The 19,998-nt window shown below is 48.4% G+C and carries 14 protein-coding genes; 7 read left to right on the forward strand and 7 right to left on the reverse strand.

Features of this window, described 5'->3' with window-relative positions:
* The first annotated feature begins 78 nt into the window (after positions 1-78).
* Positions 79-840: an exonuclease domain-containing protein gene (locus LKI20_RS07750; protein ID WP_291772445.1), complete on the forward strand. Its 762-nt coding sequence runs from the start codon at positions 79-81 to the stop codon at positions 838-840.
* Positions 841-1,028: 188 nt separating this feature from the next.
* Positions 1,029-2,030 carry a lipid II:glycine glycyltransferase FemX gene (locus tag LKI20_RS07755; protein ID WP_291772447.1) on the forward strand — a complete coding sequence of 334 codons (1,002 nt, stop codon included), beginning with the start codon at positions 1,029-1,031 and terminating at the stop codon, positions 2,028-2,030.
* Positions 2,031-2,160: 130 nt separating this feature from the next.
* Here the strand turns inward: LKI20_RS07755 and LKI20_RS07760 are convergent, their stop codons facing one another.
* Positions 2,161-3,366, reverse strand: coding sequence for a DegT/DnrJ/EryC1/StrS family aminotransferase (locus tag LKI20_RS07760; RefSeq protein ID WP_291772450.1), 1,206 nt, complete (start codon positions 3,364-3,366; stop codon positions 2,161-2,163).
* Between the two features lie 193 nt (positions 3,367-3,559).
* Between LKI20_RS07760 and LKI20_RS07765 the strand changes: the two genes are divergently transcribed.
* The 3 genes from LKI20_RS07765 (at position 3,560) to LKI20_RS07775 (ending at position 7,152) form a co-directional block, all read left to right on the forward strand.
* A complete protein-coding gene (locus tag LKI20_RS07765; RefSeq protein ID WP_291773468.1) occupies positions 3,560-5,110 on the forward strand; it encodes a UDP-N-acetylmuramoyl-L-alanyl-D-glutamate--2,6-diaminopimelate ligase in 1,551 nt (516 codons plus the stop codon).
* Positions 5,107-6,333: a carboxylate--amine ligase gene (locus tag LKI20_RS07770; RefSeq protein WP_291772454.1), complete on the forward strand. Its 1,227-nt coding sequence runs from the start codon at positions 5,107-5,109 to the stop codon at positions 6,331-6,333. The genes LKI20_RS07765 and LKI20_RS07770 overlap by 4 nt, the downstream gene beginning before the upstream one ends.
* 75 nt (positions 6,334-6,408) lie before the next feature.
* Complete coding sequence (locus LKI20_RS07775; RefSeq protein WP_291772457.1) at positions 6,409-7,152, forward strand: aspartate/glutamate racemase family protein; 744 nt, start codon at positions 6,409-6,411, stop codon at positions 7,150-7,152.
* Here LKI20_RS07775 and smc read toward each other — a convergent pair.
* Positions 7,131-10,793 (reverse strand): chromosome segregation protein SMC, encoded by a 3,663-nt coding sequence (gene smc / locus LKI20_RS07780; RefSeq protein ID WP_291772460.1) that lies wholly within the window; start codon positions 10,791-10,793, stop codon positions 7,131-7,133. The genes LKI20_RS07775 and smc overlap by 22 nt on opposite strands.
* A complete protein-coding gene (locus LKI20_RS07785) occupies positions 10,793-12,214 on the reverse strand; it encodes a bifunctional folylpolyglutamate synthase/dihydrofolate synthase (protein WP_291772463.1) in 1,422 nt (473 codons plus the stop codon). Before LKI20_RS07785 ends, smc begins: the two co-directional genes overlap by 1 nt.
* Positions 12,215-12,468: 254 nt before the next feature.
* Here LKI20_RS07785 and LKI20_RS07790 point away from each other — a divergent pair, with 254 nt between their 5' ends.
* Complete coding sequence (locus LKI20_RS07790; protein ID WP_291772465.1) at positions 12,469-14,043, forward strand: aminopeptidase P family protein; 1,575 nt, start codon at positions 12,469-12,471, stop codon at positions 14,041-14,043.
* Positions 14,044-14,161: 118 nt separating this feature from the next.
* Positions 14,162-14,707, forward strand: coding sequence for an NUDIX hydrolase (locus tag LKI20_RS07795; protein ID WP_291772468.1), 546 nt, complete (start codon positions 14,162-14,164; stop codon positions 14,705-14,707).
* Here the strand turns inward: LKI20_RS07795 and nagA are convergent.
* The 4 genes from nagA to LKI20_RS07815 are packed head-to-tail and all read right to left on the reverse strand — an operon-like array spanning position 14,672 to position 19,931.
* Complete coding sequence (nagA, locus tag LKI20_RS07800) at positions 14,672-15,994, reverse strand: N-acetylglucosamine-6-phosphate deacetylase (protein ID WP_291772471.1); 1,323 nt, start codon at positions 15,992-15,994, stop codon at positions 14,672-14,674. The two genes, LKI20_RS07795 and nagA, sit on opposite strands and share 36 nt — an antisense overlap.
* A 54-nt stretch (positions 15,995-16,048) precedes the next feature.
* Positions 16,049-16,837 carry a glucosamine-6-phosphate deaminase gene (gene nagB, locus LKI20_RS07805; protein ID WP_291772474.1) on the reverse strand — a complete coding sequence of 263 codons (789 nt, stop codon included), beginning with the start codon at positions 16,835-16,837 and terminating at the stop codon, positions 16,049-16,051.
* 47 nt (positions 16,838-16,884) lie between these two features.
* Positions 16,885-17,907, reverse strand: coding sequence for an ROK family protein (locus LKI20_RS07810; RefSeq protein WP_291772477.1), 1,023 nt, complete (start codon positions 17,905-17,907; stop codon positions 16,885-16,887).
* The gene (locus LKI20_RS07815; protein WP_291772480.1) at positions 17,904-19,931 is read right to left on the reverse strand and encodes a family 20 glycosylhydrolase; all 2,028 of its coding nucleotides are present in this window, start codon (positions 19,929-19,931) and stop codon (positions 17,904-17,906) included. Before LKI20_RS07815 ends, LKI20_RS07810 begins: the two co-directional genes overlap by 4 nt.
* Positions 19,932-19,998: the final 67 nt, after the last annotated feature.

The raw sequence follows: 19,998 nt of genomic DNA on the forward strand, positions 1-19,998 counted from the left end.
ACATGTATAAGCGCGCAGCTTGAACGACGCTAAAACTATTAGTCGAGTTTTGTCGATTTGCAGTCGGACAATGGGCTCATGACTGATACACCTCAACTTTTGGATCACATCGAAGCCACCGAATCACAACTTGCCACTACCCGTCTAGCAGACTCATGGCTATTAGGTTTCGACACTGAAACCACTGGTGCAACACCAGGTAATGATGCCATTGTGTCCGCAACACTAGTACTTCGCAACCCGCAAAGCGGCCATGCTGAAGATCTAGTTGGAGAATGGCTTATCAATCCTCATCGTCATATCAGCGCGGGCGCTAGCAGAGTCAACGGATTCACCGATAGTTTCGTCGAAGAACACGGCAGCGAGCCAACATCTGCTCTTGAGGAGATTAGTGCAGTCATTATCGCTGCCCAGAAACGCAACATCCCCCTTCTGGCATACAATGCCCCTTTCGATGTCAAAATGTTGCAGGGTGATTTACGCCGTTGGCAGTGCTCCCCTGAAATAACCGATGCATTCGATGATTCAACATTGCTCATCGTGGATCCTCTGGTTATTGATCGAGCAGTATCACGGCGTTCCGGTAAGCGCACTCTGAGCTTTACCACCGAATATTACGGTGTGGAACCATACGGAGATTTTCACGACGCAACTGCAGATACCATAGCGGCGGTTGATTTAGTAAAGCCCATATCGACCTTGTATCCGCAAGTAGGCAATCTTGAGTTAAGCGAACTTATGGATTGGCAACGCCAGGCGCATCGCGTATGGAAAGAGTCCTTTAACCGCTGGCTTGAATCCAAAGGTCGCAGACCGATACACGAAAATTGGTTTGAGTAAGCGATTGCCTAGATGCAAGTAGTACTAGTAACAATAGCGTTCAAGAAGAAGGCGCTGGTTTTGAGTAGAAGTCACAGTAGAGTTAATGCCCATGCCACACTCGCTTATAATGTAAGCGCGTTGCTCAGCGAACACTATGATTCGCAACAGCAAACATTGAACCGAAACAATTTGCAGGGGGCTTTACATTGCTAACCATCCACGAAATCACTGACGCTTCGCAATTCAATGAGCTGGTGGATGCAGCGCACGGGCACCCGATGCAGAAGTGGCAATGGGGAGAATTGAAAGCTGCCACCGGTCCTTGGACTGCACATCGTGTAGCGGTACAATCCGGAACCGAAACTGTGGGTTGCGCCCAAATTCTGGTGCGTAAACTGCCTTGGCCTTTTAATAGCATCTGCTATGCACCTCGTGGGCCGGTTGTTTCGAACAGTGAACTCTATGCCGAAGTATCAGACGCTATCGCCGATTGGTGTCGTGACTGCTTCCACCCCGTTTCTTTGAAGATTGATCCTCCGACCACATCAATCTCATTGTCGCAGGATTGGGCAGAAGGCGATCACGTCTTAATGGCAACAACTGCTATCGTGAACCTTGAGCCCGATGAAGAGGCGATTATGAAGTCCCTTCATTCACGAAATGCGCGTAACTACATCCGTCGGGGTGCCAAAGTTGGTATCGAAGTTGCTCCAGGAACCCGAGAAGACGTTGATACGGTAATCAGCATTTACCATGAAACAGCTGACCGCGACGGATTCCCACTACACCCTGATGAGTATTACCGTCAGGCTTTTGAACTTCTCGGCGAGGTTGGTCAACTTATCGTCGCAAAATATGAAGGTGAAATCGTTTCCTTCATGTGGAATGTAACCAGTAGCTGGGGTGCCTCGGAGCTCTGGGCAGGCGCGAACGCAACAGGACGTAAAATGCGCGCTAATTATCCGCTCAAATGGGGCGCAATGAAAGCAGCAAAAGCTGTTGGAGCACAGCGCTACGATATGAATGGCCTCTTGAATGACGGCATCAGTGAATTTAAGAAATCCTTCCAGAATGAGCCAACTATCTGGGCTGGCACCTATGAGAAGCCACTGAGCGCTCTATACCATCCTTGGGAGAAGTCACTAGCCATTTTCAAGGCAATCCGCCGTCGTAAAAATGCACCTCGTCAGAAGCAAACCAACAACTAGACAGATTCCTTATCTTTTGGCGATGTTGCCTCACTAAGAGATAGATAAGTGCACCATAAGTACAGCTAATCAGGACGTTTTTCCTCATGTAGCTACACTTATGGTGCACTTATCTATGCTGAGTTCCTCTTTATCCTTGCTCGGCGATGATTCGGGACACAGCAGCCGCCTGCTCTGCACTGAGATCTGTGGGCAAACTGATGGCACCTGATACAAGTTCATCTGTGATTCGTAGCTTCGAGCGATCATGAGGAACCTGATAGGTATCAGGATTCTCAACACCAGGGAAGAGCTCAGGACGGTACCAACGCTCTGCGTAGACTCCTGCCGCTCTAATAGCTGAGATAATTCGCTCAGCCTGGGCAGTTGAGGCTGCGAAGACAGGAAAGCGTAACAAGGGCTGGGGATCACCTGACATCACTTGTGCTGGTACTTGCACAACGTGCGATGTATTCAGAGATGCTCTCAACAGTTCCACAATCGAAGATCGCTTGGACTCATTACCGTCAAGAGAGCGCAGAGACCGCAGCATCGACGTTTCCATCCACGAGGATGGAGCCATGGGCGTGTAAGCAAGCCCACCGCGTTGCTCAACTTTGGCAATAGGCGGTTCATAGAGGCCTACGCGTGTAAGCCATGAACGCCCCTTATATCCCAAAGTTCCTGGGAGACGTCCTAGCACTCTATTTTCGTTGATGTACATTCTCGTCACAACATCTATTCTCTTGCCTGGCCTTGGTATATTAGCTAGGCGAGAGCGCAACAGACGGTCATACTCGGGTGCAGTTTTCGCCAGATGAGGATTTACCCAAATTGCACCGCCGAAGCGGGTTGGCAAAATCTTTTCCACACCAAATGAGTGCACTGATATGTCAGCCAAAGGTTGTCCCTGCACATCACGCGCCATCCGCGTGATGCAGTGCGCGCTGTCCTCAACAAGCAGCGTATGCGTCTGCTTTCTGACCAGTTCTGCAAGCATCCTTGAAGATGACTCATCCACCAGCCCAAAGGTATGTTGCATCATCACAGCATGCGTATCAGAGTTAAGCGGCATAGTTTGAGGATTAAGCATTATTGTCTCGCGCTGGATATCACCGTACATAGGGATCAACCCCGCTGCCACAATAGGATCGACTGCTGTACAGCAGGTATAGAGCTGTGTAGTCACACTCCCCTGCCCATAAATATCACGGAGAGCATCACATACCAGTTTCATGCCATATCGAGCTTTAAACACGAGAAACCAGTCCTCAGCATTGGTTTTCGTACGTCTGGCTAGTTCCTGGTTGAGCTCATTGGCACCGCGAGAAAGCTTGGCATCCGAGCTTGTGTCCATTTCTGCTCCTCTAAACTTCATCATCACTATCTCAGCTCAATCTATCGCCTTTAAGAAATATCTCGCCCCTGCGGAGCAGACATGGACTTCCTTCTTTGCATACTCTGCACACAGGGGTTAAGAAGCAGACAATACCAGAATGTAAAATAACACTGAAAATGTTGGGGAAACTATGGCTACGGATCGGATGGATATGACGCTTACGTTGGAATCGGCGGTAACTCTGCTCAACCAACACCACATGCTCAGAGAAGTTATTAGCGGTGAGGTGTGGACGACTGATTCAGCAAAACTCCCCCAACGGAGTTTCACGAATATCTCATATGACACGCGAGAAGTTACTCCTGACACGCTGCTGTTTTGTAAAGGACGCTTTTCACCCAAGTATCTCGAATCGACGAATAACCTGGGGTTGAGCTGCTATGTAGCGCAAGAAGACTTTTCTCAGTACACTTCAGCAACAGGGATTATTGTCAAGAATGCAACCCAAGCTATGTCTCTACTTTCGGCCGCATACTTTGACTTCCCGCAAGAGCAACTCACCGTTATTGGTATTACTGGTACCAAAGGTAAAACAACCACGGCATATTTCACTCAAGCGATTCTGAATGCCCACTCCCACGGGAAAACCGCTTTGTTGTCATCAGTAGACAATTGTTTAGACGGCGTGCACTATGCGGAATCTGATTTGACCACACCGGAATCGATGGATCTCTTCCGTATGATGCATCAGGCAGTTGCCAACGGCATGCGGTACTTAGTGATGGAAGTCTCTTCGCAGGCATACAAAGTTGATAGAGTCTATGGCTTGCACTTTGATATCGGCGCATTCTTGAATATCTCCCCCGACCATATCAGCAGCATTGAGCACCCAACTTTTGAAGATTATCTCTACTGCAAACGTCAAATTATCGCCAATTCATCACGAATGGTTATTGGCGCTGACAGTCAGCATTTTTCACTGCTCAAGGATGATGCAGCGAATGATGGTATTCCAGTGAGCACATTTGCGCTTCGTTCCTCAAACGCTGATCGACAGGCTGCAGATGTAGTCGCAATAAGCAGCGAAGATATTCGCCCCGCATTCGACCTTGTCGCCAATGGAGAGAGTGTTGGAACGTTCACATTATCTATCGAGGGTGATTTTAACGAAGCTAATGCTGCTGCAGCCGTAGCCATTGTGAGGTCTATAGGTGTTCCGATAGAAGAATCCTCTCTGCAAGCGATGGAAAAGATTCGTATATCTGGGCGAATGGAACGCTTCATCAGCAACGATGGGACCATCGCATACGTGGATTATGCGCATAACTATGCCAGTATTAAAGCATTAGTTGACTTTGTATATCAACGATATGGTCAACACCATCCAAGAATTACCTTAGTTACAGGGTCTGCTGGCAACAAGGCTATAGACCGACGCGAAGGTATCGTCAAAGCAGCGCAAGACCGCATAGCCAGATTTATTTTCACGACCGAAGACACTGATACCGAGACAAATGAAGAGATTTGCGCGCAGCTGATGAGCTATGTGACAAACCCAAGCGTGGAAGCTGGAGTAATACTCGACCGCACTAGTGCCATTGAGGAAGCATATCGCGATGCACAGGCACACTCTGATCGTTTGAACATTCTTCTCATAACTGGAAAAGGCGAGGAACGCTGGATCAAAGAGATGAATCATCATGTGCCATTTGAGGGCGATAACAACATTGTTGCCCGAATGTTCAAGGAAGAAAGCAAATGAGCGATTTCGAAGCAATACTACTGGGCAGTGAAACAGGTGCATACGCTATGGCACGCGCTTTCCATAGCGAATACGGCATCACATCACATGTTTATGGACGTTTACAACTATCGGTTTCGAAATTCAGCACGATTATGGATACGCACTTCTATCCTGATTTGACTGAGCCTGAATCATTTAGAGCACACATGGTCAAAGCTGGCCAGGATTTGCGCCTGCAATACCCAAATGCCACGTTGTTATTAATACCCTGCGGTGACGATTACAGTGCGCTCTTGAGTCGTTATCGAGATGAACTGAGCCAGTATTTTACTTTTACCAGTGTAAATGATGAATTGCACACTGCTCTGAGTTACAAAAGCAGTTTCTACGAGTTCTGCGAGCGCTATCAGCTACCCCATCCCGCAACAGTGGTATTGAATCCACAGGGTTATCGTGAGGGTCGTCATACGCATCTACCTTTCGGCTTCCCTGTGGCGCTTAAACCTGCTGATAGCGTTGAATATCTTTCGATTGATTTCCCCGGCCGCAAAAAAGCTTATACGCTCAACAGCCAAGAGGAACTCAATGCGACTGTCAAATTGATTGTTGATGCTGGTTACTCCTCAGATCTTATTATCCAGGATTTTATTCCTGGAGGCGATGGCAATATGCGAGTGCTTAACGCCTATGTCGATAAGCACCATCAGGTTCGCATGATGTTCCTCGGCCAGATTCTTCTTGCAGATCCCACGCCAGAAGCCATTGGCAATTATGCAGCTATCATCCCTGATTTCAACGAAGCTCTATGCTTACGAATCAAGGAATTCCTTGAAGATATTAATTATGAGGGCGTTGCTAATTTCGACTTGAAATTTGATCCTCGTGATGGTGAATACAAATTATTCGAAATTAATCTTCGTCAGGGACGCACCAACTTCTTTGTCTCTCTCAATGGTTTCAATCTAGCGCGCTACTTTGTGGATGATTTGGTTTATGACAAGCCTTTCGACGGTAACACACTGATTGGCAAAGGCTCCAAGATGTTGCTTGACGTCCCACCATCAGTGCTTAAACGCTACGCAGAACCAAGCGATGCACTACAGCAAGGTTTGACGATGATACAGCAACATCAATACTCGTGGACCCTGCGTTATCACAAGGATTTATCGTTAAAACGTAGGCTTTTACTCTGGCGACTGGCTCGACTGACAAGCAAGAACTATGCTCAGTACGAGCACTGAGCTCCCGTGTGCTGAATAATAGCTCAGCTAATAATCAGCACACTGGATGTTGCAGAGAGTCAAGCTAAAGGGGATGTGATGCGCAATTTTTTCGCCATTCTAGGCGGTATGGGAACGTTGGCTACCGAAAGCTACGTGCGTTTGGTTGATAAAGCCACTCATGCGCATCAGGATCAGGAATTTTTGGATTACGTGGTATTCAATAATGCCAGTGTGCCTGACCGCACCCAATTTATCCTTGGCCAGAGTACCGAAGACCCTTTCCCCTTCATCGCTGATGATGTGAAAAAAGCAACAGCAATAGGTGCGTCATTTATCACGTTGCCATGCAACACCGCTCATCACTTTTTCGATAGACTTCAGGCGCTCACGCCAGTTCCTATTATGCATATGCCTAAAGAAGCTGTTGCAGAACTGATTAAGCGCTACCCCGTCGAATCTCATCCGCGCGTTGGCTTCATGGGCACAGAAGGTAGTCTCAACTCGGGTATTTACCGCGAGGGTGTGGAAGCGGCGGGCTATACCTTTGAAGAGCCTGGCGAAACCTTGCAGAAGGAAATCAGTTATCTTATCTATCACGATGTCAAAGACACTGGTGTACTCGAACGCGAGCGCTATGAGGCAGTGCTCAATGCAATGCTCACGCAGCATCATTGTGATGTGGTTATTTTAGGGTGCACGGAACTATCAGTGTTCAATGAGGCCTTCCCCATGCCGGATTTGCCTATTATCGATGCACAAGAAATTCTTGCGCTCAACACCGTCTCCCGTGCAAAAGTACTCAGGAACCCAGAAGCTCAGGAACGATCCAACTTCTGAGATACCACAGCAGTAACGCCGTCTGAACGCATGGTAATGCCATAGAGTGCATCAGCAATACTCATGGTTCGCTGCTGATGTGTAATCACTATGAGCTGTGCGTGAGATCTTAAATCATTCAAGGCATTGAGCAAACGCGTGAGATTGACATCGTCTAAGGCTGCTTCGACTTCGTCCATCACATAGAACGGGCTGGGTCGTGCGGTAAAAATAGCAAATAACAGCGCTAATGCAGTCAAGGATCGTTCACCGCCAGACAATAGAGTTAGCTGTTTAACACGTTTGCCTGCAGGACTGGCTTCCACAATAACGCCTGTGTGCAAGAGATCATCCGGATTCTCCAAGCGAAGTCTTCCAGTTCCCCCAGGGAAGAGGGTATTGAATACGGAAGCAAAAGCCTGTGCTGTATCGTCAAAAGCTTGTTTGAACACGTCTATCATTGTCGTATCAAGATCCTTGACCAAAGCCAACAAATCTTCACGAGATGTCGCTACATCGTTGCGCTGTTCATTAAGATACTGGTTACGAGTCTGCAAAGCATCATACTCTTCAGTAGCAAGAGGATTAACTTTCCCTAATGCTTGTAGGTCCCGTTTGGCTTTTTCTAAACGTTTAAGCTGTTCCTGTCTGTTATAAGGAACAGTTTGATACCGTCCGTTATCCGTATCTTCTTGGTCTGACTCTGGCTCTGACTCCGACTCGTGCAGCGTTAGCGCCTTCCCACTGTCATCTAACACTGGTACTGGCTGATCGGGACCGTATGTGTCAATCAACTCAGGGATGCCAATACCAAGCCCATCTGAGAGTTGCTGAACCAGCTGACCAAGCTGTGTAGCTAAGCGTTCTCTTTCAATATCTAACTGATGTTCACGCTCTTGATATGAAGCCACCTTCGGTTCCACAGCGTTGCGCTCTTGTCTAAGGCGTTTCAACTCATCATCGTGCGTCGATATCTGTGATTGTAAGGCGTCTCTACGAGTAGCGGCTTGAACCAAGCTCGTAGTCATCAGCGCCTCAGCTTGCTTGGCCTGTTCAGCGAGTAAGCGAACGCGATTAGCTTCAGCTCGTCGCTGCGTATTTGATTGTTCAATTCGAATACGCCGCTCTTGGGCATCCTTGGCATTGCTACGCAACATATCCGCTTGTCTGGCATAAGACTCAGCTGTATTTCGAGCCTCATTCCAAGCAATCCTCGCAGCCACTTCCTGCTCTCTTGCGGAAGTCAACGCACGTTCCAACTTTTGCTCACGCTGTGTGAGTTCCTCAAAATCCTGAGCTCCACCTTCGCTATTATTCGCAGCAGATAACGCTTTTTCAAGATCCTCTGCTTTTTGCTGATGGCTTTGCTGATCCTCAGATGAGTCAATCATTTTTTGTTTGCTTTGCTCAATCTGGTGTTCCAATGCCGAAACACGTTGTTGAGCTGCGTGTAATGATTTCTCATATTGTTGACGCTGCACACGTCGCTCAGTATGAAGATTTCGTTCACTCTCAAGCTTAGCTCTGGCTTGATCACGGTTCAGCTCAGCCGCTGCGATATCTTGTTGCAGTACGGCAGCACGGTCGCTAAGTTTGGCGCATTGCATCAATGCACTGTCACGCTTAGCAGCAAGGGACAAATCGCTCTGCGGCTGTGAAGATCCTCCGACTGCCCCCACGGAGGTGATAACATCGCCTGATCGGCTGACAGCACGCCGCCATATACCTGTTTCGACGGCATCGTAAGCTTCTTGCACATCATCGCATGCCGCAACCTGTGCAAGAACCGCATGCACTGAAGCGAGGATGCCCAATGCTTGTTGGCTCTGTGCCTGCTGTGGATTAAGAGTGACAAGCGAAGCCAATGCTCTTGTGCTATCGGCATCGGCTGTATGTTCAGAGGAATGATTAGCGTGCTGGTGATCTTCCGATTCAGGCAACGCTGGTGAAACAGTTGAGCTCTGTATCGGTCTGAGCATCACTGCTTTGCCTAAATGCTCTTCGCGAGCACGTAACAAAGCATGAATCATATTGCTTCCTGCTGGAACCACTAATGCACTTGCAAAAGCGTCAAGCGCGTGTGCAACAGGTTCTTCCCAACCTTCTTCAATCTTGATGAAATCAGCTAATCTCCCTAGAGAAGCTACTTCGGGATCTTGTTCCAAGACGCCCGTCGCATTTCTGCTTTCTAGGGTGTCCCCTAATGCATCAGCTTTAGCTTGCAAGGTGATCACTCGAGAATTCAAATCCTGGAGTTGATCATTAAGCTCGTTAAGCTGCGCTTGTGCCGCGTCCAGAGATTCTTTCGCCAGTGCTACAGCCCCAGAGTCTTCATCACCAAGAGATACCAAATCTACTGACACCGACTCAAGCTGACCTTTAGCCTCGTGAAGTTGAGTGGTGAGGTTCTCTATCTGTCCTGCAAAATCGGACTCTCTGCTCTGAGAAAGCTGGACGGCAGATTGTTCTTTGGCAATTAATTCACGCAAGTGAGAAATCTGTGAATCACGTTGCCGACTCATGCGGCGAAGCTCTGTTAACGTTTGTCGGACTGAAGCTAATTTTTTCTCATCTCCTGCTCGTTGCTCCGTGGTTTGTTCCAAATGCTGTTTCAGCGTCGAGACTTCATGGGTTTGAGTCTCGTGTTGCTGTTCCAATTCTTTAGCCCTAGTCAGCAACATGGTCGGGTCATCGCCACCGACTGCCACAATTTGGGCAAGCAAAGAAGAAGAACGTTCGGATGCTACAGAGTGTAAAGAACGGAAACGCTCTTGTAACCGCGATAACTCATGCCAAGCGTTGTTGATTTTCGTAATTTCTGGATTCGATTGACTGCTCAGCGCCTCGACCTGCTCAATGCGCAACTTTGCTTGTGTTAATTCGCGTTGTGCATCAAGCAGCGAAGAACGAACACGTCCTAGCTCAGCACGAACCGTGTCGCGTTTGTGCGTCAGAGTAAGTGCATCCTCAGCTTGGATGCGAGCCTGAGCGTCACGCAAGGTAACCTGTATGCCCTCGGCACGCCTCGATATACGAGCTTGTCTGCCCAGGGGGCCTAGCTGACGATGAATTTCGGAGAGTAGATCGTCTAGACGAGAAAGATTACCCTCGGTATTTGCTAGTTTGCGTAATGCTCGTTCCTTACGTTTGCGATGTTTAAGAATACCTGCAGCCTCTTCAATAAAGGCGCGATGCCCAGCAGGATCTGCCCGAAGAATTGAATCAAGCCGTCCCTGCCCGACAATGACGTGCATCTGTTGTCCGAGGCCAGTATCGCTTAGCAACTCCTGAATATCTAATAACCGGCAAGATGAGCCGTTAATGGCGTACTGAGAGCCTCCATTACGGAAAATCGTCCTGGTGATAGTGACTTCTGTGTAATCGATATCTAGCACACGATCGGTGTTGTCAATGGTCAGACTGACCTGCGCTCTACCTAATGGCGGTCGAGATGATGTACCTGCAAAAATCACATCTTCCATCGATGTGCCACGAAGACTTTTGGCACCTTGCTCCCCCATCACCCACGCTAGAGCATCCACAATATTGGATTTTCCAGAACCATTAGGCCCAACAACAGCGGTTATGCCCTGTTCGAAACGCAATGTGGTTGCGGATGCGAAGGATTTGAACCCGCGAAGCGTGAGCTCCTTAAGGTACATCAGACACGCTCCGACTTAGGTTTAGCTAGATCCTTATTCATATGCTCTTTCAACAATGTGCGAGCATCCCCTGCCGTTACAAAACTTCCGCAAATCAGCACACCGCGGCCATAGCCGACACCAACCTCGTCCTCGGCATCTACTAAATCAACTGCCTCTTGAATGGCATCTGGCAATGCGTCTGCACGAATCACCCGATCCCTTCCAAATACTCGTACAGCAATCTGTTCAAGCTCTTCAGCAGACATCACACGGTCAGTCCAAGAGTTTTCCGTCACCACCACCTGGCTCAGCAGCGGTTCGAGAATGCCGAGATATTCCTCAACCTGTTTGTCGCGCATCATCGCCACAACACCAACGAGCTGTTCGAAATCATAGCTTTCCTCGATGGCATCACGCAGAGCCTCACCAGCATTCACGTTGTGCCCGCCGTCAAGAATGATCGTAGGTGAGGTTCTTATCTGCTCTATTCGTCCAGGGATTTTTACGCTTCCCAAGGCTTGGGAAACCAAATCGCCGTCCAACGCTCCATTAATCGGTAGCACCACTTCAGCAGCAGCTAGAGCTGATAATGCATTATGTGCTTGGTGCTTACCGAATTTTGCTACTGGCACTTGCTCATACACACCATTAGGTGTCCGTAAATCTACAAGTTGCCCTCCAACTGCAGGAAGTCTGTTGAGCACTTCCATCTCTTCACCATCACGAATAATTCCCTGAGCATGGTTGTTTGTCACAGCTGCCTCAATAATCGGCATAACCTGCTGCTCATGAGGTTGGGGCCCAATCACTGCTGTTGACCGCGACTTGATAATGCCTGCTTTCTCGGTCGCAATCTCTTCAACAGTATTCCCTAGCCACTGCATGTGGTCCATATCAACAGGGCCAATAATCGACACATCACCATCAACGACATTGGTGGCATCCCACAACCCACCCATACCTACTTCAATCACAGCCACATCAACAGGAGCATCGGCAAAAACAGCAATCGCCATTGCTGTCAGTACCTCAAAGAAACTCATTGCAGGACCACCATCCTTGGCGGACTGCGCATCTACCATCTCAACGTAGGGAATAATCTGTTCATAGGCATCCACGAAAGCTTCGTCGCTGAGTTGTTGACCATTGATGCAAATACGCTCATTCACACGTTGAAGATGAGGCGACGTGTATAAGCCTGTTTGCAAACCATATGCGCGCACTAAAGCTTCCACCATACGTGCTGTTGAGCCCTTACCGTTGGTGCCGGTGATGTGAACTACTCTGAATGATTCTTCAGGATGTCCCATTAGATCAAGCATCATATGCATGCGATCAAGATTGAGATTCGTAGTGTTGTGTTCGGTAGGACGACTCATAATGAGCCGCTCAACCGCCGACATCTGTGCTCCATCTTGATTCGGCTGCTCTAGTGACATTCTCCGCCTTCAATTCTGACCGTGCGCCAACACACCATATAGGACAGTGAACATTCTAGGCGAAACGCCGAACCGCGTGGTGTTTCGACTCCAAAGTTTCGGCGACAGAGCAATCTCCACTTTCGCCCCAGGCCAACTTCCGTGATACACCACTCGCACTACGATGAGCTGCAGAGCAATATACAATCCGGTACAGCAAGCACTTCATCACTGTTACCAGGGTCTGTATCACTAAGAAATAGGAGGAATACAGTATGGGTGGGGAGCAATCGTTGACTGTCGAAGGGGATTCCAAGGACTTAGAGGATCGAGTCAACAACCGCACACTGAGGCCAGTTTCTAGCACGTTCAAGGAGTTCATGACCGAAGGTTGGGACTCTCAAGAACCTCAGCAGCACGCACTGGAATCTAGTTCTTACACACCATCCAGACTGCAATCATTGGGCAAACGTTTCCCTGGTGAGCGCTTGGTTATTCCAGCGGGAAGTCTCAAAACTCGCAACAACGATTGCGACTATGCCTTTCGGCCAGACACCACTTTTGCGTATTACACCGGTTTGGGAGAAGATTTCGAAGCTGGTGCGGTACTAGTACTCAACCCAGTAGCCAACGGTTCGACAGAATCTCAACAGGGACAAACGCACACAGCGACATTGTTTGTGCACCCGCGTGCAGATCAAAGCACTGAGGATTATTACCGTTCTTCTCAATATGGTGAATACTGGGTTGGTCCTCGTCCAGGACTTGCAGAGCTCTCCGCGATGACTGGTATTCATACTGCGGATATAGCACAGCTCGCAGATGCTCTAGGCAAAGATGTGGGCACCGAAGAGGGAGCCGTGCGTCTGCGAGTGGTTCGAGATGCAGATCCTCAAATCACACAAATGGTTGAGGATACACGTTGGGAAAATGGTTGTGACGATCCTGATTTCAATACTGCAAGTGATGGCAAACTCCACGAATTCGCTGCAGAAGAACGCATGATTAAAGATTCATATGAAATTGCTGAAATGCGCAAAGCAGTCAATGCTACAAAGCTTGGTTTCGATCGTATTCTTGAACGTTTGCCAAAAGTTGCTGATAAACCTCGCTCAGAGCGCATGCTTGAAGGTGCATTCAACTCTATAGCCCGAGAACGTGGCAATGATGTCGGTTATGGGACCATAGTTGCCTCTGGTAGTCATGCTCCTGTATTGCATTGGATGCGCAACAATGGCACGGTACACAACGGAGAATTGCTGCTTATTGATGCGGGAGTTGAAGTTAACAGCCTCTATACTGCTGATATCACTAGGACTTTCCCTGTAGGTGGATCCTTCAGCCCCTTGCAACGAAAAATCTATGAAACGGTGCTTTCTGCACAGCAGGCAGCCTTTGATATTGCTAAGCCTGGTGTCACATACAGCGATATTCACCACACTGTCATGCGTGTGCTAGCCGAGGCTCTACATGACTGGGGAATTCTGCCAGTCAGCGTTGAAGAGTCGCTCAGTCCTTCTGGACAACAGCATAGAAGGTGGCACGCATGCGGTTGTGCTCATCATCTGGGTCTAGACGTGCACGATTGCGCACAGGCACGTTACGAGTCTTACCAAGATGCACCTATTGAGGCTGGAATGATTTTCACCATCGAACCGGGTCTCTATTTCAAAGAAAATGATCTCTTAGTGCCACCTGAATTCCGAGGAATCGGCGTACGTATCGAGGATGACGTCTTGATGACCGAGCAGGGTCCTGAATGGATTTCAGCAGGCATTCCTAAGAGCGTAGAGGGCGTAGAACAGTGGATGGCGCAGCAAGCAGCAAGAAAGACATCATCCGCTGAATAGATAGTTAACTCGAGCGTGAGCGTGAATCCACACCGGTTGATGAAACTATTGCGAGAACTGTGTTTCATCAACCGGTGTGGATTCAATCCTTTTGAGCACCTCAGGTACAAGGAGTCCAATGACAACACCATCATTCGTTCTTGATATTCGCAAAAAAATAGGCCATGACATGCTCTGGCTGTGCGGGGTAACCGGCTATGTGGTTGATGCCCAAGATCGCATTTTGCTCGGGCGTCGGGTAGACACCGGCGAGTGGGCTCTTGTCTATGGCATCATTGAACCCGGCGAGGAGCCAGCCGATACTGTTGTGCGTGAAATTAAAGAGGAAACAGGTATTGACGCTGTTCCAACAGATTTGGTGAGTGTGAAATCATCTCCGCGAGTCATAACATATTCAAACGGTGACAAAGCCATGTATATGGATCACCTGTTTCTATGCAGTGTGGACCCTGATGGCAATACTGAAGCGTTCGTGGGAGATGATGAAAGTCTGAGCGTTGGCTGGTTCGACTTAGACGATTTGCCTACACCTTTAGCTCAATCCACTGCTGAGCGTATGCGCTATGTTCACGAATATCAGGCGAATCTTGCACAAGGCGACAGCCATGCACTTTTTGCCTACAATCCTTCAAACGACGATTCTGCGTCCTTGACACCACGCTGATGCAACTCGCCACGATTGTGGAGCCATGAGTAAAGCATCGGCTGCATAGCCAGCACTGAGCAATCCTAAAGGATACGCAGTCACCTGATTCGGCCGATCCAGCTCCAAAGCGTGGGCCGGCCCCAGCGTCGCAGCAGCAACTGCGTCAACTTCGCTGATGCCAATCTGCTCGATTGCTCTGCGAACGGCAATATCTAGCGTTAACGTTGAACCCGCAATCGCACCATTCGACAGCAAACGAGCATGACCGTTCTCCACATTCACAGCTAGCTTACCGAGGGTATATCGCCCATCTGCACACCCCGTTGCAGCCATAGAATCGGTGATCAGAGCTAGCCGATGAGGAAAAAGCTTGAATGCTAGCTCAACCACAGGATTGTGAACATGGAAGCCGTCGTTGATGAGTTCAACTTGCACCCGGGAATCCTCTAACACTGCAGGAATTGGCCCTGGTTGACGGTGCCCTATCCCATTCATAGCATTAAAAATATGTGTAAGGATTCCCGCGCCCGCATCGATACCACGCTTTGTTGTCACATAATCCGCATCACTGTGCCCTATAGCAGGAATCACTCCCATATCACGAAAACGGGCAATAGCCTCAATCCCGTGAGGCAACTCAGGCGCGATAGTAATTTGACGGATGCAGCCATGAGCAGCTTCTAAGAGCTGCTCAACCAACTCCTCTTGAGGCTCTCGCAGACAGTCAGGATCATGTGCTCCCTTTCTGGATACTGCGAGAAATGGGCCTTCTAAATGTGCTCCAATGCAATCTGGTCGCTGAGCACAAACAGCAGCAACAGTGCGCAGGTTATTGCACATGACGTCCAACGGATTAGTAATCAGGCTAAGTACTTGACGCGTTGTCCCATGCACAGCATGTCCTGCTCTGGCAACAGCTATAGCCTCTTCACCATCGTCAAAGGAATGTTCCCACGCACCATGCGAATGAATATCAATGTAGCCAGGAGTTAGCGTAGCCCCTTGTGCATCGACGATTTCCAAGCCGGACGCAGAGATGTGGCTAAGCGGTGCTTGTTCTTCGGACTTATCTAGCGCTGAGCTTGAGCTCTGCTGAGTTTGCATATTGGCTATCGCAGATGCTAAATCATCATCTCTTGTCCCAGTTGCAACAATGCGTCCCTCATCTGCCACCATCCAAAAATGTTCACAGATACCACTTGCATCAACTTTTCTTGCATGCTGAATTGCCAAGGGGCGCGCTTCGCTCGTCATGGCATGAGTTATCTGAGAAACTTGCTGTTGTCGGATTGATGCTGTTGTCATATATATCAGTGCCCTTAATCTACACAGCTACATTCATCTCTTGCCCCGCAAGAATCAAATCTTCTGCCAAGCAGGCTTATTCGTGAAGGCATACTTGTAATAGTCACGATTGCGCAGACGCGATGCAGCAGCATCATCCACAATTACTGTGGCATGTGGGTGCAATTGCAGCGCCGAGGCTGGGCAAAATGCTGAAATACCACCCTCTACTGTTTCTGCAACAGCTTCGGCTTTACCAGCTCCAAAAGCTAGTAGAACCAGATGCCTAGCCCGTAGAATCGTTCCAATTCCTTGCGTGATGCAATGTGAAGGCACTTTGTTAATATCACCCTCAAAAAATCGTGCATTATCTATACGCGTTTGTTCGGTGAGCGTTTTGATTCTGGTCCCAGAAGCCAAGGATGAACCAGGTTCGTTGAAACCAATATGACCGTCTGTCCCGATGCCAAGAATCTGGATATCCACTCCCCCAGCTTGAGCGATTGCTGCATCATATTCTGCACCCGCCTCTTTGATGGTGTCTAAATTGCCGTTAGGAACATGGACGTTATCGGGGTTGAGTCCCAATGGTTCCACAACCGTTCTGCTGATAGTGCTGCGATATGACTGAGGATGTTCAGGATTTAGTCCCGCATACTCATCCAGTGCGAAAGCTCTAACTCGCGAAACATCCAGCTTGCTGTCTCGAACTTTGCGTGCGAGCTGCTGATACGCAGCCAGAGGGCTGGAACCTGTAGCCAAACCGAGTACACAATCTGGCTTGGCAGCAATCAAGTCAGCGACGCACTGTGCGTATATCTCGCCAGCATCTTGCTGACTATTAACGATAATTACTTCTGCCATTGCTATTCCTCCTGATTAAAGATGACGAACTCAATAAGTGCTGTGACTTAAGCACGATTTACAGAAATGACTGCTGCACCAATCGCACCAATTGCTTGGTCTTTCGGCGATAAACTCAGCCGTTTCGACAATCCCAAGCTCGTGATGAAAGGACTTGTTTCAGCTCTACTTTCGAGATCAATAACAATCCTGTTAAACAGCGATTCCCCTGTTTTCATCAATCCTCCTCCCAACACAATGCGGTCGGGATCAACGCTGAGTGCAACTGTGAGTATCGCTTTCGTCATTGCATGAACGACCATGTCTAGCGTTTGACAAGCTTGCTCATCTCCTGCTTCTTGATGCAATATCAAATCCTGCATTGGGTGTCCACGCTCGACAGGCCACAGCCTCGCTACTGCAGATCCAGAAGCAACTGTCTCAAGGCATCCTCGTTGCCCACATTTGCAGAGCAAGTTATGCTCCTCAATCGCTAAATGACCGATTTCACCTGCAGCTCCGCTCACACCTCGCTGCACTGAGCCAGATTGGACAATCCCGCATGCAAGACCTGTTCCGAAATTGATGAAGGCTAGCTGTGAGGCTCTATTCCCGTCGAGCACTGTCCACGCTCCTAGGGCTGCAGCGTTCACATCATTTTCCACACTTATCGGGATTCCAGGAAACTTAGATTCAAGATCTGCTTGTAAATGCATACCAGAAATACTGAGATTTACAGCATGAGAAACATCACCTGTATGCGGATTAATCCGTCCAGGAATACCAATGCCGATACCAGCAAGCGAAATACCACGATTGGTACACCGTTGAATCAAATCTTCAATCATCGCTATGAGTTCTGTATTGACAGCTAACTCTCCTTGCGGACTGGTAGATCTCATACTTTCCAGCACAGTGGAGTGGTCGTCTAGCACAACACCCTCGATTTTTGTGCCACCAACATCGATACCGATATATCCTTGCGATACATGCATCTGAGGTAAGGGGTGAGTAGCCGTATTATCGACTATTGATGGTGAGCTATGTGCTATAGGACTTCCGAAGTCAAGCATGTCACTTGTTGCCATCATGACTGCTCCTGGCGCTGAATACGAATTGTATCTGCAAGCTGCCATACAACGTCAGCAATGCGGCGTAATTCTGATTCTCGACTCAGCGATTTCCACGATTGAGAATAACTCTCAAACCACGTTTCTAGGCGCTCCGGCAATGTTTCCACATGCCATGAAGCGTCACTGCTATCACTGTCTGCAACAGAAGATTGCTTAATGAGGCCTGCATTCACTGCTAAACAGTAGCCCAGCTCATTCAACAAACACTGACCGTCAAGAGCCACTAGCCAAGGCTGGATAATCGCTCCACGAACAGCTGCAACATGGGGAGTATCACAAATAATCCCTAACTGAGCCTCGTGTAAATCACCATTGCATGCAGCAGCCTTTGCAATCTGGGGCAGTCGACTTTGCAAATATGCGCGTCGCACATCACCTACGCGTGGTGTTCGATGAATATCAATAGGTATTGTGGCACCTTCAGCGTTCACTGCCTGAAACACATCTGCATTGACACCTCCACGACCATCATCAAGCTCTAGAAGGTGTATTGCATTCTCCCACGCAAAAGATACAGACGATGCCGCGGCTTTCATATCAGCAAGCACACGTCCAGTGAGATCACCATATTCAAGTACAGAAATTCTCGAATCTACAGTTTCGACATCAACCGCGCCAGGTTTCCAAGCCTCCTGCGCACCATAAATCATCGCCGGAATACTCATCCTAGGATCATTGATATGACCATAATCACCCCAATCGGTAACCATGAACCCTTCAGCGTGATATTTCAATCCGATTGCAGCAAGCTTGCTGATATTGAGCCAAGCTCTATCGAAATGTGGTAATAAGCTATTCCAGCAGTGTACGGCGGCGCAAACATATTGCCGGACTCCCGAAGCAGCAACCAATCTGACTTTATCGTCCGTGACATCTGGCGAATATAACCAATTAAGCACCACAACATCCGGAGGTAGTAAATCGAGTATTTCCGGCATCTCAACTGCTATATCGCCCCACAGCATTGCCTGATGTCCATGCTGCTGCACATATCGGCATAAGCGTTCTACATAGCCTGCATACATATGTGCAGGATCACTGCTTTGACCACCTTCTCGCGAGCGCCCTTTACCTAAGTCGAAAGTTTCGTCACCACCGATGTTGAAATACACGGAACGTATCTCATCAATATAAGAATCTATGAGCTTGCAAGACAGTGCAAAAGCCTCAGGATGATTGATATTGATAGTGTGATGCTCTTGTCGCTCAATGAAACTGAAGGGTCGATCCGCTTGCTCAGGGAACTCACCCAGATCGCGAAAACTGTGAGTACGTAAGGTCATATAGTGATGCCCAAATGTGGATATTGAAGGCACTAAATCAATACCTCGTTCGGCGCAATACTGATCTAGTTCGATGAAATCCTGAGAACTCAGTGGACTGCTCCCACGCCAACTTTCGCTTAACCCATCAATTTTGGTGCTGTGCTCAACGTAGAGCTGCAGCTGGTTGTACTTGTACAAACAGAGTTTATCTATCCATGAATGTAGCCACTGCATGGTGGGAACTCGACCACGCGTGACGTCGAGACTATAACTACGCACAGCGTATGCAGCACTATCTTCAATATGCATGCAAGGCACAGCAGAACCATACTGCGCTATCAATTGGCGTAAAGTTTGTACTGCATCACGCAAATCTGCAATATGAGAACCACAAAGTCGAATTTGAGCGCCGGCGGCATCAACGTCACATGCTGTTGAAATATCGAGTCTATAACTCCCTTGTGGCAAGGTTGAATCAAGTAATAAGGCTATATTGGCTTTCCACCGTCCACCTCGGCTTACATTCCATGCAGAACCAGTCGCTTCGCTTAAACTACGTTGAAGTTGCTGAGCTAAGAAACATCCACTATCTGAGGCTGCATCAGTATATTGAGCAATTGTCCCACTGACAGGCAGCACAACTACTCCTTGTTTCAGCTCCAAATTCTGCACCTCTGGAATCAACAACGGCATTGTTGACGGTGGTGTCGCCTGCATTATCACGGTTACTATCCTTTGTTGTTGTCTCTTCACATACTGTTTTTGATGGATATTTTGCTGTGAA

Source organism: Bifidobacterium sp., from assembly GCF_022647885.1.
In the GTDB taxonomy this organism is placed as follows: domain Bacteria; phylum Actinomycetota; class Actinomycetes; order Actinomycetales; family Bifidobacteriaceae; genus Bombiscardovia.